17 protein-coding genes are annotated in these 15,882 nt (G+C 35.3%); 10 read left to right on the top strand and 7 right to left on the bottom strand.

The window, feature by feature from the left end; genetic code table 11:
* The first annotated feature begins 157 nt into the window (after positions 1 to 157).
* Positions 158 to 532 (top strand): SpoIIAA family protein, encoded by a 375-nt coding sequence (locus FND99_RS18170; RefSeq protein ID WP_144339356.1) that lies wholly within the window; start codon positions 158 to 160, stop codon positions 530 to 532.
* Positions 533 to 913: 381 nt separating this feature from the next.
* On the opposite strand, the gene FND99_RS18165 is transcribed toward FND99_RS18170, so the two are convergent.
* The 5 genes from FND99_RS18165 to FND99_RS18145 form a co-directional block, all read right to left on the bottom strand.
* The gene (locus tag FND99_RS18165; RefSeq protein ID WP_144339355.1) at positions 914 to 1,183 is read right to left on the bottom strand and encodes a PrgI family protein; all 270 of its coding nucleotides are present in this window, start codon (positions 1,181 to 1,183) and stop codon (positions 914 to 916) included.
* A 36-nt stretch (positions 1,184 to 1,219) separates the two neighbouring features.
* A complete protein-coding gene (locus FND99_RS18160) occupies positions 1,220 to 1,618 on the bottom strand; it encodes a hypothetical protein (RefSeq protein WP_144339354.1) in 399 nt (132 codons plus the stop codon).
* Between the two features lie 15 nt (positions 1,619 to 1,633).
* Entirely contained in the window at positions 1,634 to 2,110 is a 477-nt protein-coding gene (locus FND99_RS18155; RefSeq protein WP_144339353.1) for a hypothetical protein, read from the bottom strand.
* Positions 2,111 to 2,309: 199 nt separating this feature from the next.
* Complete coding sequence (locus FND99_RS18150) at positions 2,310 to 3,026, bottom strand: AAA family ATPase (RefSeq protein ID WP_144339352.1); 717 nt, start codon at positions 3,024 to 3,026, stop codon at positions 2,310 to 2,312.
* Positions 3,027 to 3,117: 91 nt separating this feature from the next.
* Positions 3,118 to 4,011: a dienelactone hydrolase family protein gene (locus tag FND99_RS18145; RefSeq protein WP_144339351.1), complete on the bottom strand. Its 894-nt coding sequence runs from the start codon at positions 4,009 to 4,011 to the stop codon at positions 3,118 to 3,120.
* Between the two features lie 196 nt (positions 4,012 to 4,207).
* Between FND99_RS18145 and FND99_RS18140 the strand changes: the two genes are divergently transcribed.
* Both FND99_RS18140 and FND99_RS18135 read left to right on the top strand, forming a co-directional pair.
* Positions 4,208 to 5,434 (top strand): PQQ-dependent sugar dehydrogenase, encoded by a 1,227-nt coding sequence (locus FND99_RS18140; protein WP_144339350.1) that lies wholly within the window; start codon positions 4,208 to 4,210, stop codon positions 5,432 to 5,434.
* Between the two features lie 370 nt (positions 5,435 to 5,804).
* Positions 5,805 to 6,803 (top strand): isoaspartyl peptidase/L-asparaginase family protein, encoded by a 999-nt coding sequence (locus FND99_RS18135; RefSeq protein WP_144339349.1) that lies wholly within the window; start codon positions 5,805 to 5,807, stop codon positions 6,801 to 6,803.
* A 201-nt stretch (positions 6,804 to 7,004) separates the two neighbouring features.
* On the opposite strand, the gene FND99_RS18130 is transcribed toward FND99_RS18135, so the two are convergent.
* Positions 7,005 to 7,775: a DUF2490 domain-containing protein gene (locus FND99_RS18130; protein WP_144339348.1), complete on the bottom strand. Its 771-nt coding sequence runs from the start codon at positions 7,773 to 7,775 to the stop codon at positions 7,005 to 7,007.
* 191 nt (positions 7,776 to 7,966) lie between these two features.
* On the opposite strand from FND99_RS18130, the gene FND99_RS18125 reads away from it, so the two are divergent.
* From FND99_RS18125 to FND99_RS18095, 7 genes are read left to right on the top strand one after another with little or no spacing between them, the layout of a single operon-like run.
* Positions 7,967 to 8,596: a TetR/AcrR family transcriptional regulator gene (locus tag FND99_RS18125; protein ID WP_144339347.1), complete on the top strand. Its 630-nt coding sequence runs from the start codon at positions 7,967 to 7,969 to the stop codon at positions 8,594 to 8,596.
* A gap of 29 nt (positions 8,597 to 8,625) precedes the next feature.
* Complete coding sequence (locus FND99_RS18120) at positions 8,626 to 9,867, top strand: TolC family protein (RefSeq protein ID WP_144339346.1); 1,242 nt, start codon at positions 8,626 to 8,628, stop codon at positions 9,865 to 9,867.
* A 12-nt stretch (positions 9,868 to 9,879) separates the two neighbouring features.
* On the top strand, positions 9,880 to 10,782 hold the full coding sequence (locus FND99_RS18115; RefSeq protein ID WP_144339345.1) for an HlyD family secretion protein: 903 nt from the start codon (positions 9,880 to 9,882) through the stop codon (positions 10,780 to 10,782).
* A gap of 8 nt (positions 10,783 to 10,790) precedes the next feature.
* Positions 10,791 to 11,714 (top strand): ABC transporter ATP-binding protein, encoded by a 924-nt coding sequence (locus FND99_RS18110; protein ID WP_144339344.1) that lies wholly within the window; start codon positions 10,791 to 10,793, stop codon positions 11,712 to 11,714.
* 16 nt (positions 11,715 to 11,730) lie between these two features.
* A complete protein-coding gene (locus FND99_RS18105; RefSeq protein WP_144339343.1) occupies positions 11,731 to 12,474 on the top strand; it encodes an ABC transporter ATP-binding protein in 744 nt (247 codons plus the stop codon).
* A 1-nt stretch (position 12,475) separates the two neighbouring features.
* Complete coding sequence (locus FND99_RS18100; RefSeq protein ID WP_144339342.1) at positions 12,476 to 13,582, top strand: ABC transporter permease; 1,107 nt, start codon at positions 12,476 to 12,478, stop codon at positions 13,580 to 13,582.
* The gene (locus tag FND99_RS18095) at positions 13,579 to 14,703 is read left to right on the top strand and encodes an ABC transporter permease (RefSeq protein ID WP_144339341.1); all 1,125 of its coding nucleotides are present in this window, start codon (positions 13,579 to 13,581) and stop codon (positions 14,701 to 14,703) included. Before FND99_RS18100 ends, FND99_RS18095 begins: the two co-directional genes overlap by 4 nt.
* Here the strand turns inward: FND99_RS18095 and FND99_RS18090 are convergent, their stop codons facing one another.
* Complete coding sequence (locus FND99_RS18090; RefSeq protein WP_144339340.1) at positions 14,704 to 15,063, bottom strand: hypothetical protein; 360 nt, start codon at positions 15,061 to 15,063, stop codon at positions 14,704 to 14,706.
* Positions 15,064 to 15,882 lie beyond the last annotated feature (819 nt).

Genomic DNA, 15,882 nt, shown 5'->3' with positions numbered 1-15,882 from the left:
TCAGTTTCAATTAATTTATTTTTAGGGAAGTACATTGTTATTTTGTAAAAATAGAAGAAGAAGCTATAATACTTAAACGGTATTCGAGAAGTATTTTTGATTGGAGTTTTATGCATTATAATCTCATCAGTAAATAACATTCAAAATTAATACTATCATGATACATCAGATTGACACAACAGATAATGTAGTTGCATTTAGAGCATTGGCAGAAGTAACAAAAGATGATTTTTTAAAAGTGGTTGCGCCAGCCGTTGAGCACTTGGCAAACCAAATCCACGAAATCAATTTTTTGCTGGTTATCGATACAGATATCGAAAACTTTACTGCAGGCGCATGGCTTGAAGATGCGCTTCTTGGATTAAAACATTTAGGAAAATGGAATCGCGCTGCGATAATTACGGATTCTGAAGATATTATTTCATTCACAAACGGATTCAGCTTCGTAGTTCCAGGAGAATTCCACGGATTCAAAAAAGAAAACTTCAACAAAGCCCTGAATTGGGTCGAAGGGAATATTAATCTTTCTTGATTATTGTTTTAGGATTAAAATTTAAAGTTTCAGGTTTAAAGTTTCAAGTTTCAAGTTTGAAATAGCTGGGAATTTAACCGCAAAGTTCGCAAAGTTTTTTGGTTCAGATTGTGTTTTCAAACGCAAAAGAACGCAAAAGCTTTGCGAACTTTGCGTTAAAAGATCAGCTTCAAGTCTAAGTAGCGTTGTGAATTTAACCGCAAAGTTCGCAAAGTTTTTTTGTCAAGTTTTTATGTCTATAAACACAAAGTTCGCAAAGCTTTGCGTCCTTATAGTTTATGTAAACATAACGGGAGCAAAAAACCTTAGCGAACTTTGCGTTAAAAATTACCAAGTCCCGGTTCAACCTGAAACCTGAAACTTGAAACAAAAAAAACTTTTCTAGTGGTTATATTCAATCCCGCTGCTTTCTGTTTCTTCTTTTTTTTCTTTATATATTTTTGAGATTTTTTTGTAGCATGCTGAGGTTAATAAAGGCAAAGCTATACTTCCAAGAAGCGCTGCCGATTTGTTATGCCCAGTTTTTTTCAAAACCGCACCAACCAATAAGGCACTCAGTCCTGCACAAGCTAAATTTTTAACTGATAATTTTGATGGTGGATTTGGCGTTATTCCGTGTAATAAAGGATCTATAAAATTCAAATTTTCCATAATTCTAATAATTTATTTGTTTAAACGTGTTTGTATCTAATTTGATAATTTTTCATTTTCGGTATCAATCTCGATTTTCTCAATTTCTGCTTTTTCTTTTTTAATGGCCTGTCTCAGCAAAGCAAAAAGGCTCATGTAAATATTTGCCATAAAAACCAGCGAGAATCCTGCCAAAAAATAGCCTCTCCAGTCATTTAACAAAAGTTTATAATCACAGAGCACCAAAAATGCAATTGTGACATAGTGGCTGAAACAATATTCGCAGGTAAAGAGATAAAAAACTTTTCGTGACATAATTGTCCTGTCAAATTTTGAATGCTTGATACACCATTCTCGAGGTTCTCGAAAAATTTCTTCGTGCGTAACTGTCCAGCTGATGCACGCAATAGGAACAGCTAGAACAAAAAGCCAGATAATTTGTGTCGTCAAATCCATGAAAAGGAAAATTGATTATTCTCTAGGATGATTTTCAGGAAAATGTTCAGCGTCAAAATCATCTAAATCTTTTGTATCATCATCATCGAGATCGCCATCTTTTTCCAAATCTAAATCGGGATCATAATCTTCGTCAAAATCGTTTTTTCGTTCGTCGTTCGTAATGGCATCATCTTCGTTTACAATGCGTTCCTGATTCGGAATATTTTCAAGTCGTAAACTAGTGTCTTCAAAATCCGCGACAAAATGCTGCGAATCGCCAATAAATTCTTCCTGATATTGGTACGGATTTTCTTCTCTCGCATAATTGTCGGGATCAACTGGTGTATTTTGATCGAGATAATCAGGATCGCTTTCGCCAAATTCATAGTTGTCCTCTGCTTTTAAATCTTGTTTGTATTGGTCTTCTACAGAAGTACCATCAACAAGTATATTTTGTTCGATATAATCAGGATCGTTCTGATGATAATCAAAGTTGTGGTCTGTTTTCATAACATTTCTCTTTTAAGTTATTCGGTTAAAAGTTTGTGTTTTACAAATTTACCTAGCAAACCAGTGGAAAGTCTTACATGAAATGAATTTATCGTTGCATAATTAACAGATACAGAAAATTAGAGGCAAACAGAATTGTTTTTTCCCTTAAATAATCAGAGAAAAAATAAAAGTAGAAGTAATAAAGTAATTTGGAAAACTAGAATTGCTTTTGTTGCATTTCTAATTCTGAAATAATCAATCCTTTCATTGTAGTATTGACGTAATCTTTTACCTCGGCATAAGAAAGATTGTATTTTCGTGGAATATCCTGCAAATGAATCGGAAAAGCGTTTAAAATATTGTCGTAATACAGATCCAATTGATTTTCGTTTGGCATTTCAAACTTAAGCTTGATTTGAAATCTTCTCAGCAAAGCGGTATCAATACTATTAAAAAAATTAGTAGCAGAAATCAAAAGGCAATTCGTTGGAAAATAATCGATTAATTGAATAATAGTATTGACAAGACGCTTCATTTCGGCAACATCTTTATCGTCATTTTCACGGCTTTTGGCAATTTGGTCAAACTCATCTAAGAATAAAACAGCATTTTCACGCGAAGCTTTATCAAATAAAGCTTTAACATTTTTAGAAGTTTCGCCAATTCGGGCATTTATAATCGTGCTGAGGTTTACAATGATAATTTCTTTATTCAGAGCTGTTGCAATTGCTTTTGCAGTAGTTGTTTTACCGCAGCCAGAATGACCATGAAGCAATATTTTATTATCTATAGGAAGATTGTATTTTTTTAATTCCTCAAAATATTTGTGCTCTTTGATAACTTGTTGCAAAACAGCTTTATTCTCTTCGCTGAAAAACAAGTTTTCGATAGCAACTTTTTCGGTGTCATTTATGGTAAGCTCGTGCAAATTCATCTGAAAAATAATTTAGCGCAAAATTAAAGCTTATTCTTCAATATTTTGCACCAAATTTCTTTCCGATAAATTGACTCAGAGATTTATAAAATTATTTTTTCCTAAGCTTTAGTTTGAAAAAATCAATAGTTCGTGTCCACGATAACGTTGCGGCAGCTTCATCATAGCGAGGCGTTGTATTGTTATGAAAACCATGATTGACTCCGGCATAAAAATAAGCAGTATGTTCTACTTTATTTTTTGTAAGCACTTCTTCAAAAGCGGGCCATCCGTCATTTACACGCGTATCGAGTCCGGCATAATGCAGCATTAACGGAGTAACGATTTGTTCAGCTTCTTCCTTAGTTGGCTGTCCTCCATAATAAGGAACTGCTGCTGATAGAGTTGGTATTTTTACTGCCATCATATTGGCAATCCATCCTCCAAAACAAAATCCGACAACGCCAATATAACCATTGCAGTCTTTATGTGATTTTAAATAGTCATAAGCGGCAATAAAATCTTCGAGCATTTCCTCGCGAGTACGTTTTTTTTGAAGTTCTCGTCCCGCATCATCATTTCCTGGATAACCTCCTAATGGCGAAAGTGCGTCTGGAGCAAGTGTGATGAATCCTTCAAGAGCAGCTCTTCTTCCAACATCTTCAATATAAGGGTTTAAGCCTCGGTTTTCATGTACGACAATTATTCCCGGAAGTTTCTTTTTAGCATCGGCAGGTTGTGACAGAAGACCTTTGATGCTTCCGCCACCTTTTGGAGAATCATAATTTATATAGCCTGATTTCAAACGAGGATCTGTTGGCTGAACCAAAATACTGTCAACATAATTAGGTGTCATAAAACTTAAAAGCGATGGAAGTGTCAGTGTTCCAACTGCAAAAATGGATAGTTTTTCAATAAATATCCGACGGTCAATTTTATTGTGTGCATAATCGTCATACAAATCAAATACTTCCTGACTTATATCTTCCTTGGTTATTTTTTTCATAGCTTTTAATTTTAATCTAATTTAAAAAATAAAACAATTCCTTTTAAATGTTTTTAAAATACAATACACATTTTCAACGTTATAAAAGATAATTCTATAAGTTCTGACAGAAATTATATAACTCAAAATATTTTCTATTTAAGAACTTTGACAACCTTAACCCAAACTGTTTTTTAATTTTAAATAATCAAATAAGATGAAAAATATAACCTGCTTTTTCGCATTTTTCACAGTAGTTTTAATGTCATGCGGTTGTTCGAATGATAAAGATTCTCCTGCAGATCCGGGCACAGTTACGGATCCTGTGGAAACAAATGCTCCAAATAGCGCTTACAAGCCTGCTTTCGAAGGACAGACCCGAATTAGTGGCATTAAAACAAATACGGCTTTTGCAAGTGCTGTAATTACAAGTTCTTTAGCAAGTCCGTGGGGCGTAAAAATGCTTCCTGACGGCCGACTTTTAATTACTGAAAAAGCCGGACAAATGCGTATTGTTACTACGGCCGGAGTTGTCAGCAGTCCAATTACTGGAATTCCAGCTGTTAATCCATCTGGCCAGGGCGGTTTGCTTGGCTTGTGCCTTGATCCTGAATTTGCATCAAATAAAATGATTTATTGGGTATTTTCTGAAGCGACAACAGGCGGAAATAATACGGCTGTAGCCAAAGGAAAACTTTCTGCCGATGAAAAAACAATTGAAGGCGCAACGGTGATTTATCGTGCGAAACCTGCAAATCCAAGCGATCTGCATTACGGAGGCCGAATCCTTTTTGACAAAACAGGGAATCTTGTTGTAAGTACGGGAGAGCGTTCGGTTCTAGAAACCCGACCATTGGCACAATCTGTTTCTTCTGGTCTTGGAAAAGTGGTAAGATTGACAAAAGAAGGTCAGCCTGCAGCCGGGAATCCTGTTTTTACAGGAAGTGGCGCTTTGGCAGAATTATATACAATTGGACATAGAAATCCGCAAGGACTAGCAATGCATCCTGTGACTGGTGAGGTTTGGGAAAGTGAGCATGGTCCAAGAGGTGGAGACGAAATAAACCGATTAAAAGAAGGCGCAAACTTTGGCTGGCCAACTATTACATACGGAATTGAATATAGCGGTGAAAAAGTTGGTGCTGGAATTCAGCAACAAACCGGAATGGAACAGCCTGTTTATTATTGGGATCCTGTGGTTTCTCCAAGCGGAATGACTTTTTATGCTGGTAATCGCGTTCCAGAATGGGAAAATAATCTATTTATTGGGGCTTTGACCGGTATGCACATTGTGCGACTTGCAATTGAAAATAATAAAGTTGTTGGAGAAGAAAGACTTCTTGCTTCTGAAAATCAACGTTTCAGAGATATTACGCAAGGCAATGACGGTGCACTTTATGCCGTTACAGATCAAGGCCGACTCTATAAAATTGACAAGAAATAAAATACTAAAAACGCCACCGAAAATAAAAATTCAGTGGCGTTTTTTTTTTTCGTTAAAACAAAATTTAAATAGTCAGTTTAATTATTTCTTCTTTTCACTTCGTTTGTGTCGGGAATTTTTTATTAAACACATAGAGACATAGATTTTATTTGTTTAAAAAAAGAAGCCAAAAGGAAACCAAAAGGAAACATGTTTCTTCACATAGCTAACCATGTTTGTTTTAAAATAAATGAAATGCCTTTTTTAAGCATCCTAATCTATCTTTCTATGTGTTAGAATTAATTACGTTCAACGGAGTAAAGTTTAGTATTGTTTTATAAATTTACATCACACAGAAAGTTTTATTTATCCAAGTTTTTACAATTAAGCCATGACAAATCGCAGGAATTTTTTAAAAACCGCGGCAATCGCTTCAGTTGCTGTTGCTTTACAATCTTTTCAGTCTAAATCAGAAAAAGAAGAAGAAAAGGTAATGTCTAAAAAAGGGAAGAAGCCAATTGTGCTTTCGACATGGCGATTTGGAATACCTGCAAATGAAGCTGCTTGGGAAATTTTAAAGAAAAACGGAAAAGCTTTAGATGCTGTTGAAGCAGGTGTAAAAATTCCGGAAGGCGACCCAAAAGAAAGAAGCGTTGGTTACGGTGGACGCCCAGACAGAGACGGACGCGTAACATTGGACGCTTGCATTATGGACGAAAATGCAAATATTGGTTCGGTTGCTTGTTTGGAATATATAAAACATCCTATTTCAGTCGCGAGAGCCGTGATGGAAAAAACGCCTCACGTAATGCTTGTTGGCGATGGCGCTTTTCAATTTGCATTGGAACAAGGCTTTAAAAAAGAAAATCTGCTATTAGAAGAATCGGAAAAAGAGTGGAAAGAATGGCTGAAAGACAGCAAATACAAACCAATTGCAAATATTGAAAATCACGATACAATAGGAATGATTGCATTAGATGCAGACGGAAATCTTTCAGGAGCTTGTACAACGAGCGGTATGGCATTTAAAATGCACGGACGTGTTGGTGATTCGCCAATTATTGGTGCAGGTTTGTATGTTGATAACGAAATTGGAGCTGCAACTGCAACAGGACATGGAGAAGAAGTTATCAGAATTACTGGTTGTCATTTGGTTGTCGAATTAATGCGCCACGGGAAATCTCCTCAAAAAGCGTGTGAAGAGGCAGTTGCGCGAATTGTGAAATTGACCAAAAACAGAAACAAAGATTTAAAAGATATTCAAGTCGGATTTATTGCTTTAAATAAAAATGGCGAATATGGTTCTTATTGCATTCAAGGTGGTTTCAATTATGCCGTTTATGATGAAACTGGAAATCGCTTGCTTGATGCCGATTATTTCTTAAAATAAACCTTTGCGTATAATTTTTTAACACATAGAAACATAGATTTTGAACGCTTACAAAAGGCGTTTCACTTGTTTAAAATAAACATAGTTGTTTTTGACAGGCTATGTGTGAAAACTAGTTTTTTTAACCTTCCTTGATTTTAGTCTATTGGAACTATGTTTCTATGTGTTAAATAAAAATTTCAATCATATTAAAAACAATAATTATTCATCGCCAGAAGTTTCAGTTGTTGAAGGCGCTTTTTTCCGAATACTTGTACTGAGATAAAAAAACAGTCTAATAGTGTGATTCATATCATATTGATAACCGGAATATTTTTGCTGATACACATTCATATACCCAAAATCATAACTCCATTTTGGGTTTATTGCTTTTTTGATTCCGATGAAAAATCGGTTTTGGTCAAAGGTATTATAGACGGCTTCTTCGCCAAAATGCAAAAGAATTTCATCTGAAAGAACCATAGATGGCCATGATTTTTTATCAGAAATTCGGAAAGTAAAACTCATTAAATAACGAATTCTGTTAGTAAAACGCCAGTCTCCGCTAGGTTTGTCATCGACTATTTTTTCTTGCCATCGCTGTTCATTTCGCAAACGCTGCAAAATGCTCACGTTTCCCGCTTTTGAATTTAATTGGGCTTGCTGATAAATTCTGTTTTCGTCGGCAAATGTACTCCAATCAGGATTTGAGGGCGCCAGCCACATATGCGCATATCCAAGGTTTACAGAAACGCTTGAATTCGGGATATAACTTATTCCGCCTCTTATAAAATAAAAACTGGGATCAGCGACAAAATCGTTTCGTCGGATATGAAAATCGCCAACAACGCCCCAATGATCTGCAAATTTTGTAACTGTATTTATAGAAACCCAGGTTTGAAGTTGCTGGTTGATTTCTTTTTTTTGGTCAGTTTGCGCTACTACAACAATTGGAAACAAGAGGATAAAAATCCAAATAAAATTGTTCTTCATACAATACAATAGAAATTAGCTTAAACAATAAATTTCTGTAGAATCGATAAAATGCAATAATTCAAAACAATGTAGTGTAAAGATACTATTTTTCAGTTAATTAACTATTAATCAAAATATTTAATCATTTGATTAAAATTTTTGTTTAAGATATTTTAAAATATTTTATATTTGTATGTAAATTATTAGAAATGAGTGTTTCAGAGTCCAAAAAGAAGGACACAACTACAGAAGAAAAAATAAAAGCTGCCGCAAAAACAGTTTTTTATAAAAAAGGATTTACGGCAACTAGAACAAGAGACATTGCCGAGGAAGCCGGTTTGAATCTTGCTTTGCTCAACTATTATTTTAGAAGTAAGGCAAAGCTTTTTGAAATCATAATGGTGGAAACTTTTGCAGGTTTTGTTGGCAGTGTGAAAATTATATTGAATGACGATAAAACTTCGTTGCAGCAAAAAGTCGAAATTATTGCCGATCGTTATATCGATTTTATTATTGCCGAACCAGAAATCCCCACCTTTATTTTGACTGAAATTCGGAACAATCCTGATGGTCTTTTAAAAAGGCTTCCAATCAGAGAAATTTTAAATGATTCGGTCTTTATAAAGCAGTTTCAGGAATCGGTACAGAAAAAAATAATATCAGAACCAAATCCACTTCATTTTTTGATGAATCTTTTAGGATTGGTTATTTTTCCATTTATAGCAAAACCTATTGTTATGGGAAGCAGAAATTTAAAAACAGAGGAATTTCATCTGTTAATGCAAGAGCGCAAAAAGAAAATTCCAATTTGGATCAATACAATGTTTATGACTGTGTAAAATTTTAGAAGTTAATTTATTTATACAAAATGAGGAAATTAAACTTACTTAAATATGTTGGAATTCTGTGTTTTATAAATGTAGGAGCACAGACGCTGACCGTTGATCAGAGTTATCAGCTCGCGGTCGAAAATTATCCTTTAATCAAACAATATGAACTGATTGATAAAAGCAAAGAATATACATTGAGCAATGCCAATAAAGCCTATTTGCCTCAAATAAGTCTCACTGCGATTGAAGGTTATGTTTTTGGAGATTTTCCGAGTTTGGGAAGTTCTGGAAGCGACAGTAAGTTCAAGTTTATTGGTTTGGGACAAGTAAATCAGATGATTTGGGATGGTGGTGCTACAAAAACTCAAAAAAAAATTATCGAAGCATCTTCAAATGTCGATAAGACTTCTGTCGAAGTTTCACTTTATGATTTGCGTTCACGAGTGAATCAGCTTTATTTCGGAATGCTTTTGATTGATGAACAGTTGAAACAATTGGAAATTCAAAACGCCATTCTTGCCAATAATATTGATAAAGTAAAAAAACTCTATGACAACGGACTCGCCTATAAAACCGATGTTGACGAAATGAAAGCGGAACAGCTAAATCTCAGCAGGCAAAAAACAGATTTTCAATATACCAGAAACGGTTATCAAACGATGCTTTCGTATTTAACAGGCAAGAATATCAGTCAGGCAAAACTGGAAAAACCTATAAATGTTATTGGAATTGATACTTTGATCAATCGTCCAGAGCAAAAACGTTTTGAGAGTCAGCGAAATCTTATCAACGCACAATCAGATATGCAGAAAGTGAATTTAATGCCAAAAGTTGGATTACTTGGTGCTGGCGTTGTCCTGGCGCCTGGAGTCAATTTGGGACCAAACAAAATTTCTACAGTAGGAGTTGCAGGTTTGAGTGTTGGCTGGGATATAAAAGGCTTGTATAAAAATTCAAATGAAAAACAGCTGACACAACAGGAATTGAAAAAAATAGAAGTCCAGGAAGAAACCTTTTTATTCAATACCAGATTTCAGATGAATCAAAAAAAGACAGATATCGAAAGACAGGCGGCCATTTTAAAAGATGATGATGAGCTTGTAAAACTTCGCCAAAAAATTCGTGAAGGATATCAGTTGAAATACGATACCGGTGCCGGTCCCTTAGTAGATTTGCTTAATGCGACTGAAAAAGAAGGAACTGCACGTGCCGAGAAAGCATTGCATGAAATTCAATTGCTCATGAGTGCTTATGAGTATCAAACAATCAAAGGAAATTAATACCATAATATTATGAAAAAGATAAAGCTTTTATTTTTTCTTGTACCAATGATCTGCCTAGTTTCATGCCATAACAAAGAAAATGATTTTGATGCTTCGGGCTCTTTTGAAGCTGTTGAAACTATTCTTGCAGCCGAATCAAATGGTCAAATTTTACAATTGAATGTTGAAGAAGGACAACAATTAGAAGCCGGTCAAAAAGTGGGATATATTGATAGTACCCAATTAGCAATCAATAAAATGCAGTTGAAACAGAATAAAAAAGCAATTTTAAGCGGAAGACCACAAGAGCAAATTCAGACAGACGCTTTAAGAAAACAGCTTGCAAATGCAGTACTTGACCGCAACCGAATTGAAAAACTAGTTAAAGGAGGCGTGTCTTCACAAAAACAATTGGACGATGCAAATGCTAAAGTAGCTACGCTTCAATCGCAAATTAGTGCACAGAAAAATTCTTTAGAAATAACAAACGAAAACCTGACCGAGCAGGGAAATACTGTTGGTGTTCAACTAAAAGGAGTTCAGGATCAATTGAATAAAAGCATTATTGTAAACCCAGTGAAAGGAACGGTTTTGACCAAATATGCAGAACAATATGAAATGGCAGTCGTTGGTAAACCACTTTATAAAATTGCGAATCTTGAATCGTTGAATCTAAGGGCTTATATTACAGGATCACAATTGCCTCAAATTAAAATTGGACAGCAAGTTAAAGTGCGAATTGATCAGGGGGAAAAGAAATACAAAGAATATTCAGGGACAATAAGTTGGATTTCAGATAAATCGGAGTTTTCACCAAAAACAATCCCGACGAAAGATGAAAGAGCAAATTTAGTTTACGCTATAAAAGTGAAAGTAAAGAATGACGGATTTTTGAAAATTGGAATGTACGGAGAAGTGCTTTGGTCAAAATAAACAATGTTATGCCGGCAGTTACGTTAAAAAATATCAGTAAAAAATATGGTGATTTTGTTGCCGTAGATGACGTGTCTTTTGAGGTGCAAAAAGGGGAGCTTTTCGGATTAATTGGTCCCGATGGAGCTGGAAAAACTTCTATTTTCCGTATTTTGACAACATTGCTGCTTTCTGATGGCGGTTCTGCTACTGTTCAAGGGCATGATGTGGTAAAAGATTTTCAGGAAATTAGAAACAAAGTAGGGTATATGCCTGGGAAATTTTCGCTGTATCAGGATTTGACGGTGAAAGAAAATCTTAATTTTTTTGCAACGATTTTTGGAACTACAATCGACGAAAATTATGAATTGATTAAAGATATCTACGATCAAATAAAACCTTTTAATGATAGACGCGCCGGAAAACTTTCGGGCGGAATGAAACAGAAATTAGCGCTGTGTTGTGCTTTGATTCATAAACCCGAAGTTTTATTTTTAGACGAACCAACAACAGGTGTTGACGTGGTTTCTAGAAGTGAGTTTTGGGAAATGTTGGGCAAATTAAAAGAACAACAAATTACCATAGTCGTTTCGACACCTTATATGGACGAAGCGAAATTATGTGATCGAATTGCTTTGATGCAAAATGGCAAAATAATGTCTGTTGATACGCCAAAGCAAATTATTAAAAGTTTTCCGAAACCGCTTTTTGCTGTCAAAGCGAAAAATATTTACAAGCTTCTCCAGGATCTCAGAAATGACCAAGAAATAGAAAGCTGTGATGCTTTTGGTGAATTTCTTCATATAACACTTGTGGCAGAAAATGCAAATGAGGAAGCAATTCATTCGATTGCTGAAAAATACAATCCTGAAAATTTTGAAGTAAAAAAAATAGAGCCTACGATTGAAGATAGTTTTATTCGCTTAATGCGCGAACAAAGTGATTTAAAATAATTAAAAGAAATGCCAAATGCAGGATAAAGCGATAATTTGTAAAGATTTGACCAAACAGTTTGGTGATTTCAAAGCCGTTGATAAAATCAGTTTTGAGGTCAGCGAAGGTGAAATATTTGGCTTTTTAGGCGCAAACGGAGCAGGAAAAACAACTGCAATGCGAATTCTCTGCGGACTATCTTATCCAACTTCGGGAGAAGCCAGCGTTGCGGGATTTGATGTCTATAAACAGCAAGAAAAAATCAAAAAGAATATTGGTTATATGAGTCAGAAGTTTTCATTGTACGATAACTTGACGATTCTTGAAAATATTGAATTTTATGGTGGCGTTTATGGTGTTTCTCGTCCTGAAATCAAGGAAAGAAGCGCTGTATTGATTAAGACTTTAGGTTTAGAAAAAGAAGCTAAAAAATTGGTGGGGGGACTTCCTTTGGGCTGGAAACAGAAATTGGCTTTTTCGGTTGCAGTTTTTCATCGTCCAAAAATTGTTTTTTTAGATGAACCCACAGGAGGCGTCGATCCAATAACAAGAAGGCAATTTTGGGATATGATTTATGAGGCTGCCGCCAATGGAATTACGGTATTTGTGACTACGCATTATATGGATGAAGCCGAATATTGTAACCGAATCAGTATTATGGTCGATGGAAAAATTGAGGCGATTGATTCTCCTTCTGCATTGAAAAATCGCTTCAATACTACTTCAATGGACGAAGTTTTTTATGAACTGGCACGAAATGCCACAAGAGCTGCTGATTAATATGAAAAGATTATTGGTTTTCATTCGGAAAGAATTTTATCACGTTTTCAGGGATCAAAGAACCTTGCTGATTCTCTTTGGACTTCCTGTGGCACAGATTATTCTTTTTGGCTACGCTTTGAGCAGTGAAGTCAAAAATATCGGAATTGCCATGCAGGACAATTCACATGATATTCACACCGAAAAGATTATCAGAAAAATTCAATCAAGTTCTTATTTTAAAACCGAATCCCCAATTTTGGATTATAAAGACATTGAGAATAGGTTTAAAGACGGAAGCATAAAATGTGCTGTGGTTTTTCCAGCAAATTTTGGTTCGGATTTACAACGCATTGGCGGAGCAAAAATCCAAGTGATTGCTGATGCTTCCGATCCTAATACGGCAACAATTGTGACGAATTATTTAAATGCAATTGTAAATGATTATCAGCGCGACTTAAATTCATCTGCAAAAATTAATTACCAAATTGTACCAGAATTAAGACAACTATATAATGAACAACAAAATGGTTCGCTCAATTTTATTCCGGGCGTCATTGCGTTAATATTTATGATCGTTTGTACGGCATTGACTTCTGTTTCTGTCGTACGCGAAAAAGAGCTTGGCACTATGGAAATTTTGTTAGTGTCGCCTTTCAAGCCTATAATGGTTTTGATTGCAAAAGCAATTCCATACTTGGTGCTTTCACTTATTAATTTTATGATTATTATGTTTCTTTCGGTATATCTTCTTAATGTCGAAATAAAAGGAAGTTTTTTATTGCTTTTAGCCGAAAGTATTCTGTTTATAATTACGTGCCTTTCTCTAGGATTATTGATCTCAAATGTCACCGATTCACAACAAACCGCAATGCTGATTTCAATGATGGGAATGATGCTGCCAACTTTATTGCTCACCGGATTTATGTTTCCGTTAGAAAATATGCCATGGATTTTTCAAGCAATTTCACATTTAATACCGTCACACTATTATTATATTATAGTGAAATCAGTAATGTTAAAAGGTTTGGGGTTTTCATATGTTTGGAAAGAAACACTGATTTTGATCGGTATGGCACTGTTTTTATTAACGATTGCTTTGAAAAAATTTAAAATCAGATTGTCATGAAAGTGCTTCGTTTTATATTGCAGAAAGAATTTCGCCAGATATTTCGAGACAAAACCATATTGGCAATGATGTTTATGGTTCCAACTATACAGCTTATTATTTTGCCTTTGGCGGCCAATTTTGAAGTTAAAAATGTGAACATTGTTTATGTTGACCATGATCACAGCTCGTATTCGCAAAAACTGATTAATAAAATTAATTCGTCAGGATATTTTCATCTTGTCGCGGCCCCAGCTTCTTATTTGGAAGGTCTGAAACTTATCGAAACAGGTGATGCCGATTTGATTTTAGAAATTCCATCCGGATTTGAACGAAATTTGGTTCGAGAAGGAAGCCAGAAAGTAAATATTGCTGCAGATGCTATTAATGGAACAAAATCAAATATTGGAAATGCTTATTTGAGCGTTGTATTAGCTGATTTCAGCAAAGATCTTGATATACGATTCAAACTGCCGCCGCAGTCGGCTTCGATTTCCCCTTCTTTAATTACGCTCACAAGTACAAATTGGTACAACCCTCGAGCCGAATATAAATATTATATGGTTCCAGGAATTTTAGTATTGTTGTTGACATTGATCGGCGGTTTTATTTCGGCTCTTAATATTGTAAAAGAGAAAGAAATTGGAACTATTGAGCAAATTAATGTAACGCCTATTCAAAAATGGCAGTTCATTTTAGGGAAACTGATACCGTTTTGGATTGTTGGGACAATTGTTTTTACAGTTGGGCTTATTATAATGTATGTCATTTACGGGATATTCCCAGCAGGTAGCCTTTTAGTGCTTTATATTTTTGCCGGAGTTTACTTGATTGCAGTGTTAGGATTAGGGCTTTTGATTTCGACTTTTGCTGACACACAATTGCAGGCTATGTTTATCGCCTTTTTCTTTATGATGATTTTCACGCTAATGAGCGGGCTTTTTACAAGTACCGATAGTATGCCAAATTGGGCAAGAGTTATGTCTCAGTTTACTCCCGTGACGCATTTCATAAAAGTTGTCCGTCTTATTGTTTTAAAAGGAAGCGGATTGAATGAAGTAGGGAAAGAGTTATTGTATCTGATTATTTTTGCGATTGTCTTAAATGCGCTTGCAATTTATAATTACAGAAAAACAAGTTGATTAATTGAGTTTTTCAGTTGTTTCTACTCGAAGACAATGCTCTGTTCCTAGAAAAAGAGGATTGCCGTGTTTTTCAGACCAGAATCCGTCCAGAAAATCTTTGGTCAAACAACGATAAACAGCTACTCCTTTGTAGATTTTATGATCATCTCCCTTATATCTAAAGTTAATCACAAGAATGTTGTCTTTAAAAAATCCAGTACCTTTTTGTTTCTGTGTACCATTTATAAGCCAATCAGCTATAATTCGGTTATTGTTATCCAATGACAAAGTCAAAACCCCTTTATAACTGATTTCATTGTTCTCTTCTTGATTGCTTCCAGAAATGGCATATTCGCCTATTAAATCTTGTATAGTCATTAAATATTTCGAAAATTTGATAATTCAGATCGTTGATTTGTATGATAGATTGTCGAAGCAAATATATAAAGATATAGCTGAATCACTTTGCAAATAAATGAATTCTCGAACGTTGAGAAAACAAGAAGATCAAAAATATCCCAGTTTATATACAATGGCCCCACAGTTTTGCAAAAATCAATCGTTTTTTTTTATACATATATATGTATAGGAATAATCAAGTCCCAATTTTCCGTAGAGGCGCACAGCAGTGCGTCTTGTGCGCAACGGAAACCATACATATATATAATAGGTGTACTTGCCAGGCAGAGCGGAGTAGAAGTCCTTGGGTTTTAAAAGGTGATATGATTTTGACAAGTAGCTGTTTCCCGCTATCCGCTACACACGAGCGATAGCGAACTGACGAAGTAATCTTTTGTGCCTCCCGAAGCCTCTGGGCCGCCACAAAAGGATTTTCGCTTCTATCGGGGCTAGGAAACCCCTTTCCAGAAGAAAAACTTTGCGCCTCTGCGACTCTGCGTGATAAAAAGCGCCGTAAACTCCGCCTTAAAATATTGTTTTCTCTTCGAAAAAGCAGAAAAAATCTGAAAACTTCCCAAAACGGACGACCGGAAAGCGCACAAATTGCCCAAACCGCGCCTTGATTCAGAAAAGCCCTACAATATCTCAAAAAAATCGCAAATGTAAAGAAACGGTTTCCAGCGAGTTAGGAAAAAGATTGAAAAAAGAAGAAAAAAAGTGCCGAAAAAGTCTTGTATAACTGAATAAAGGTTCTACTTTTGCACCCGCAACAGCGAAGGCGTTCATCGAAATACTGGC

Source organism: Flavobacterium daemonense (assembly GCF_007341385.1).
Taxonomy (GTDB): domain Bacteria; phylum Bacteroidota; class Bacteroidia; order Flavobacteriales; family Flavobacteriaceae; genus Flavobacterium; species Flavobacterium daemonense.
The sequence above is the reverse complement of the archived record's forward strand: the minus strand, read 5'-3'. Positions and strand labels throughout refer to the sequence as shown.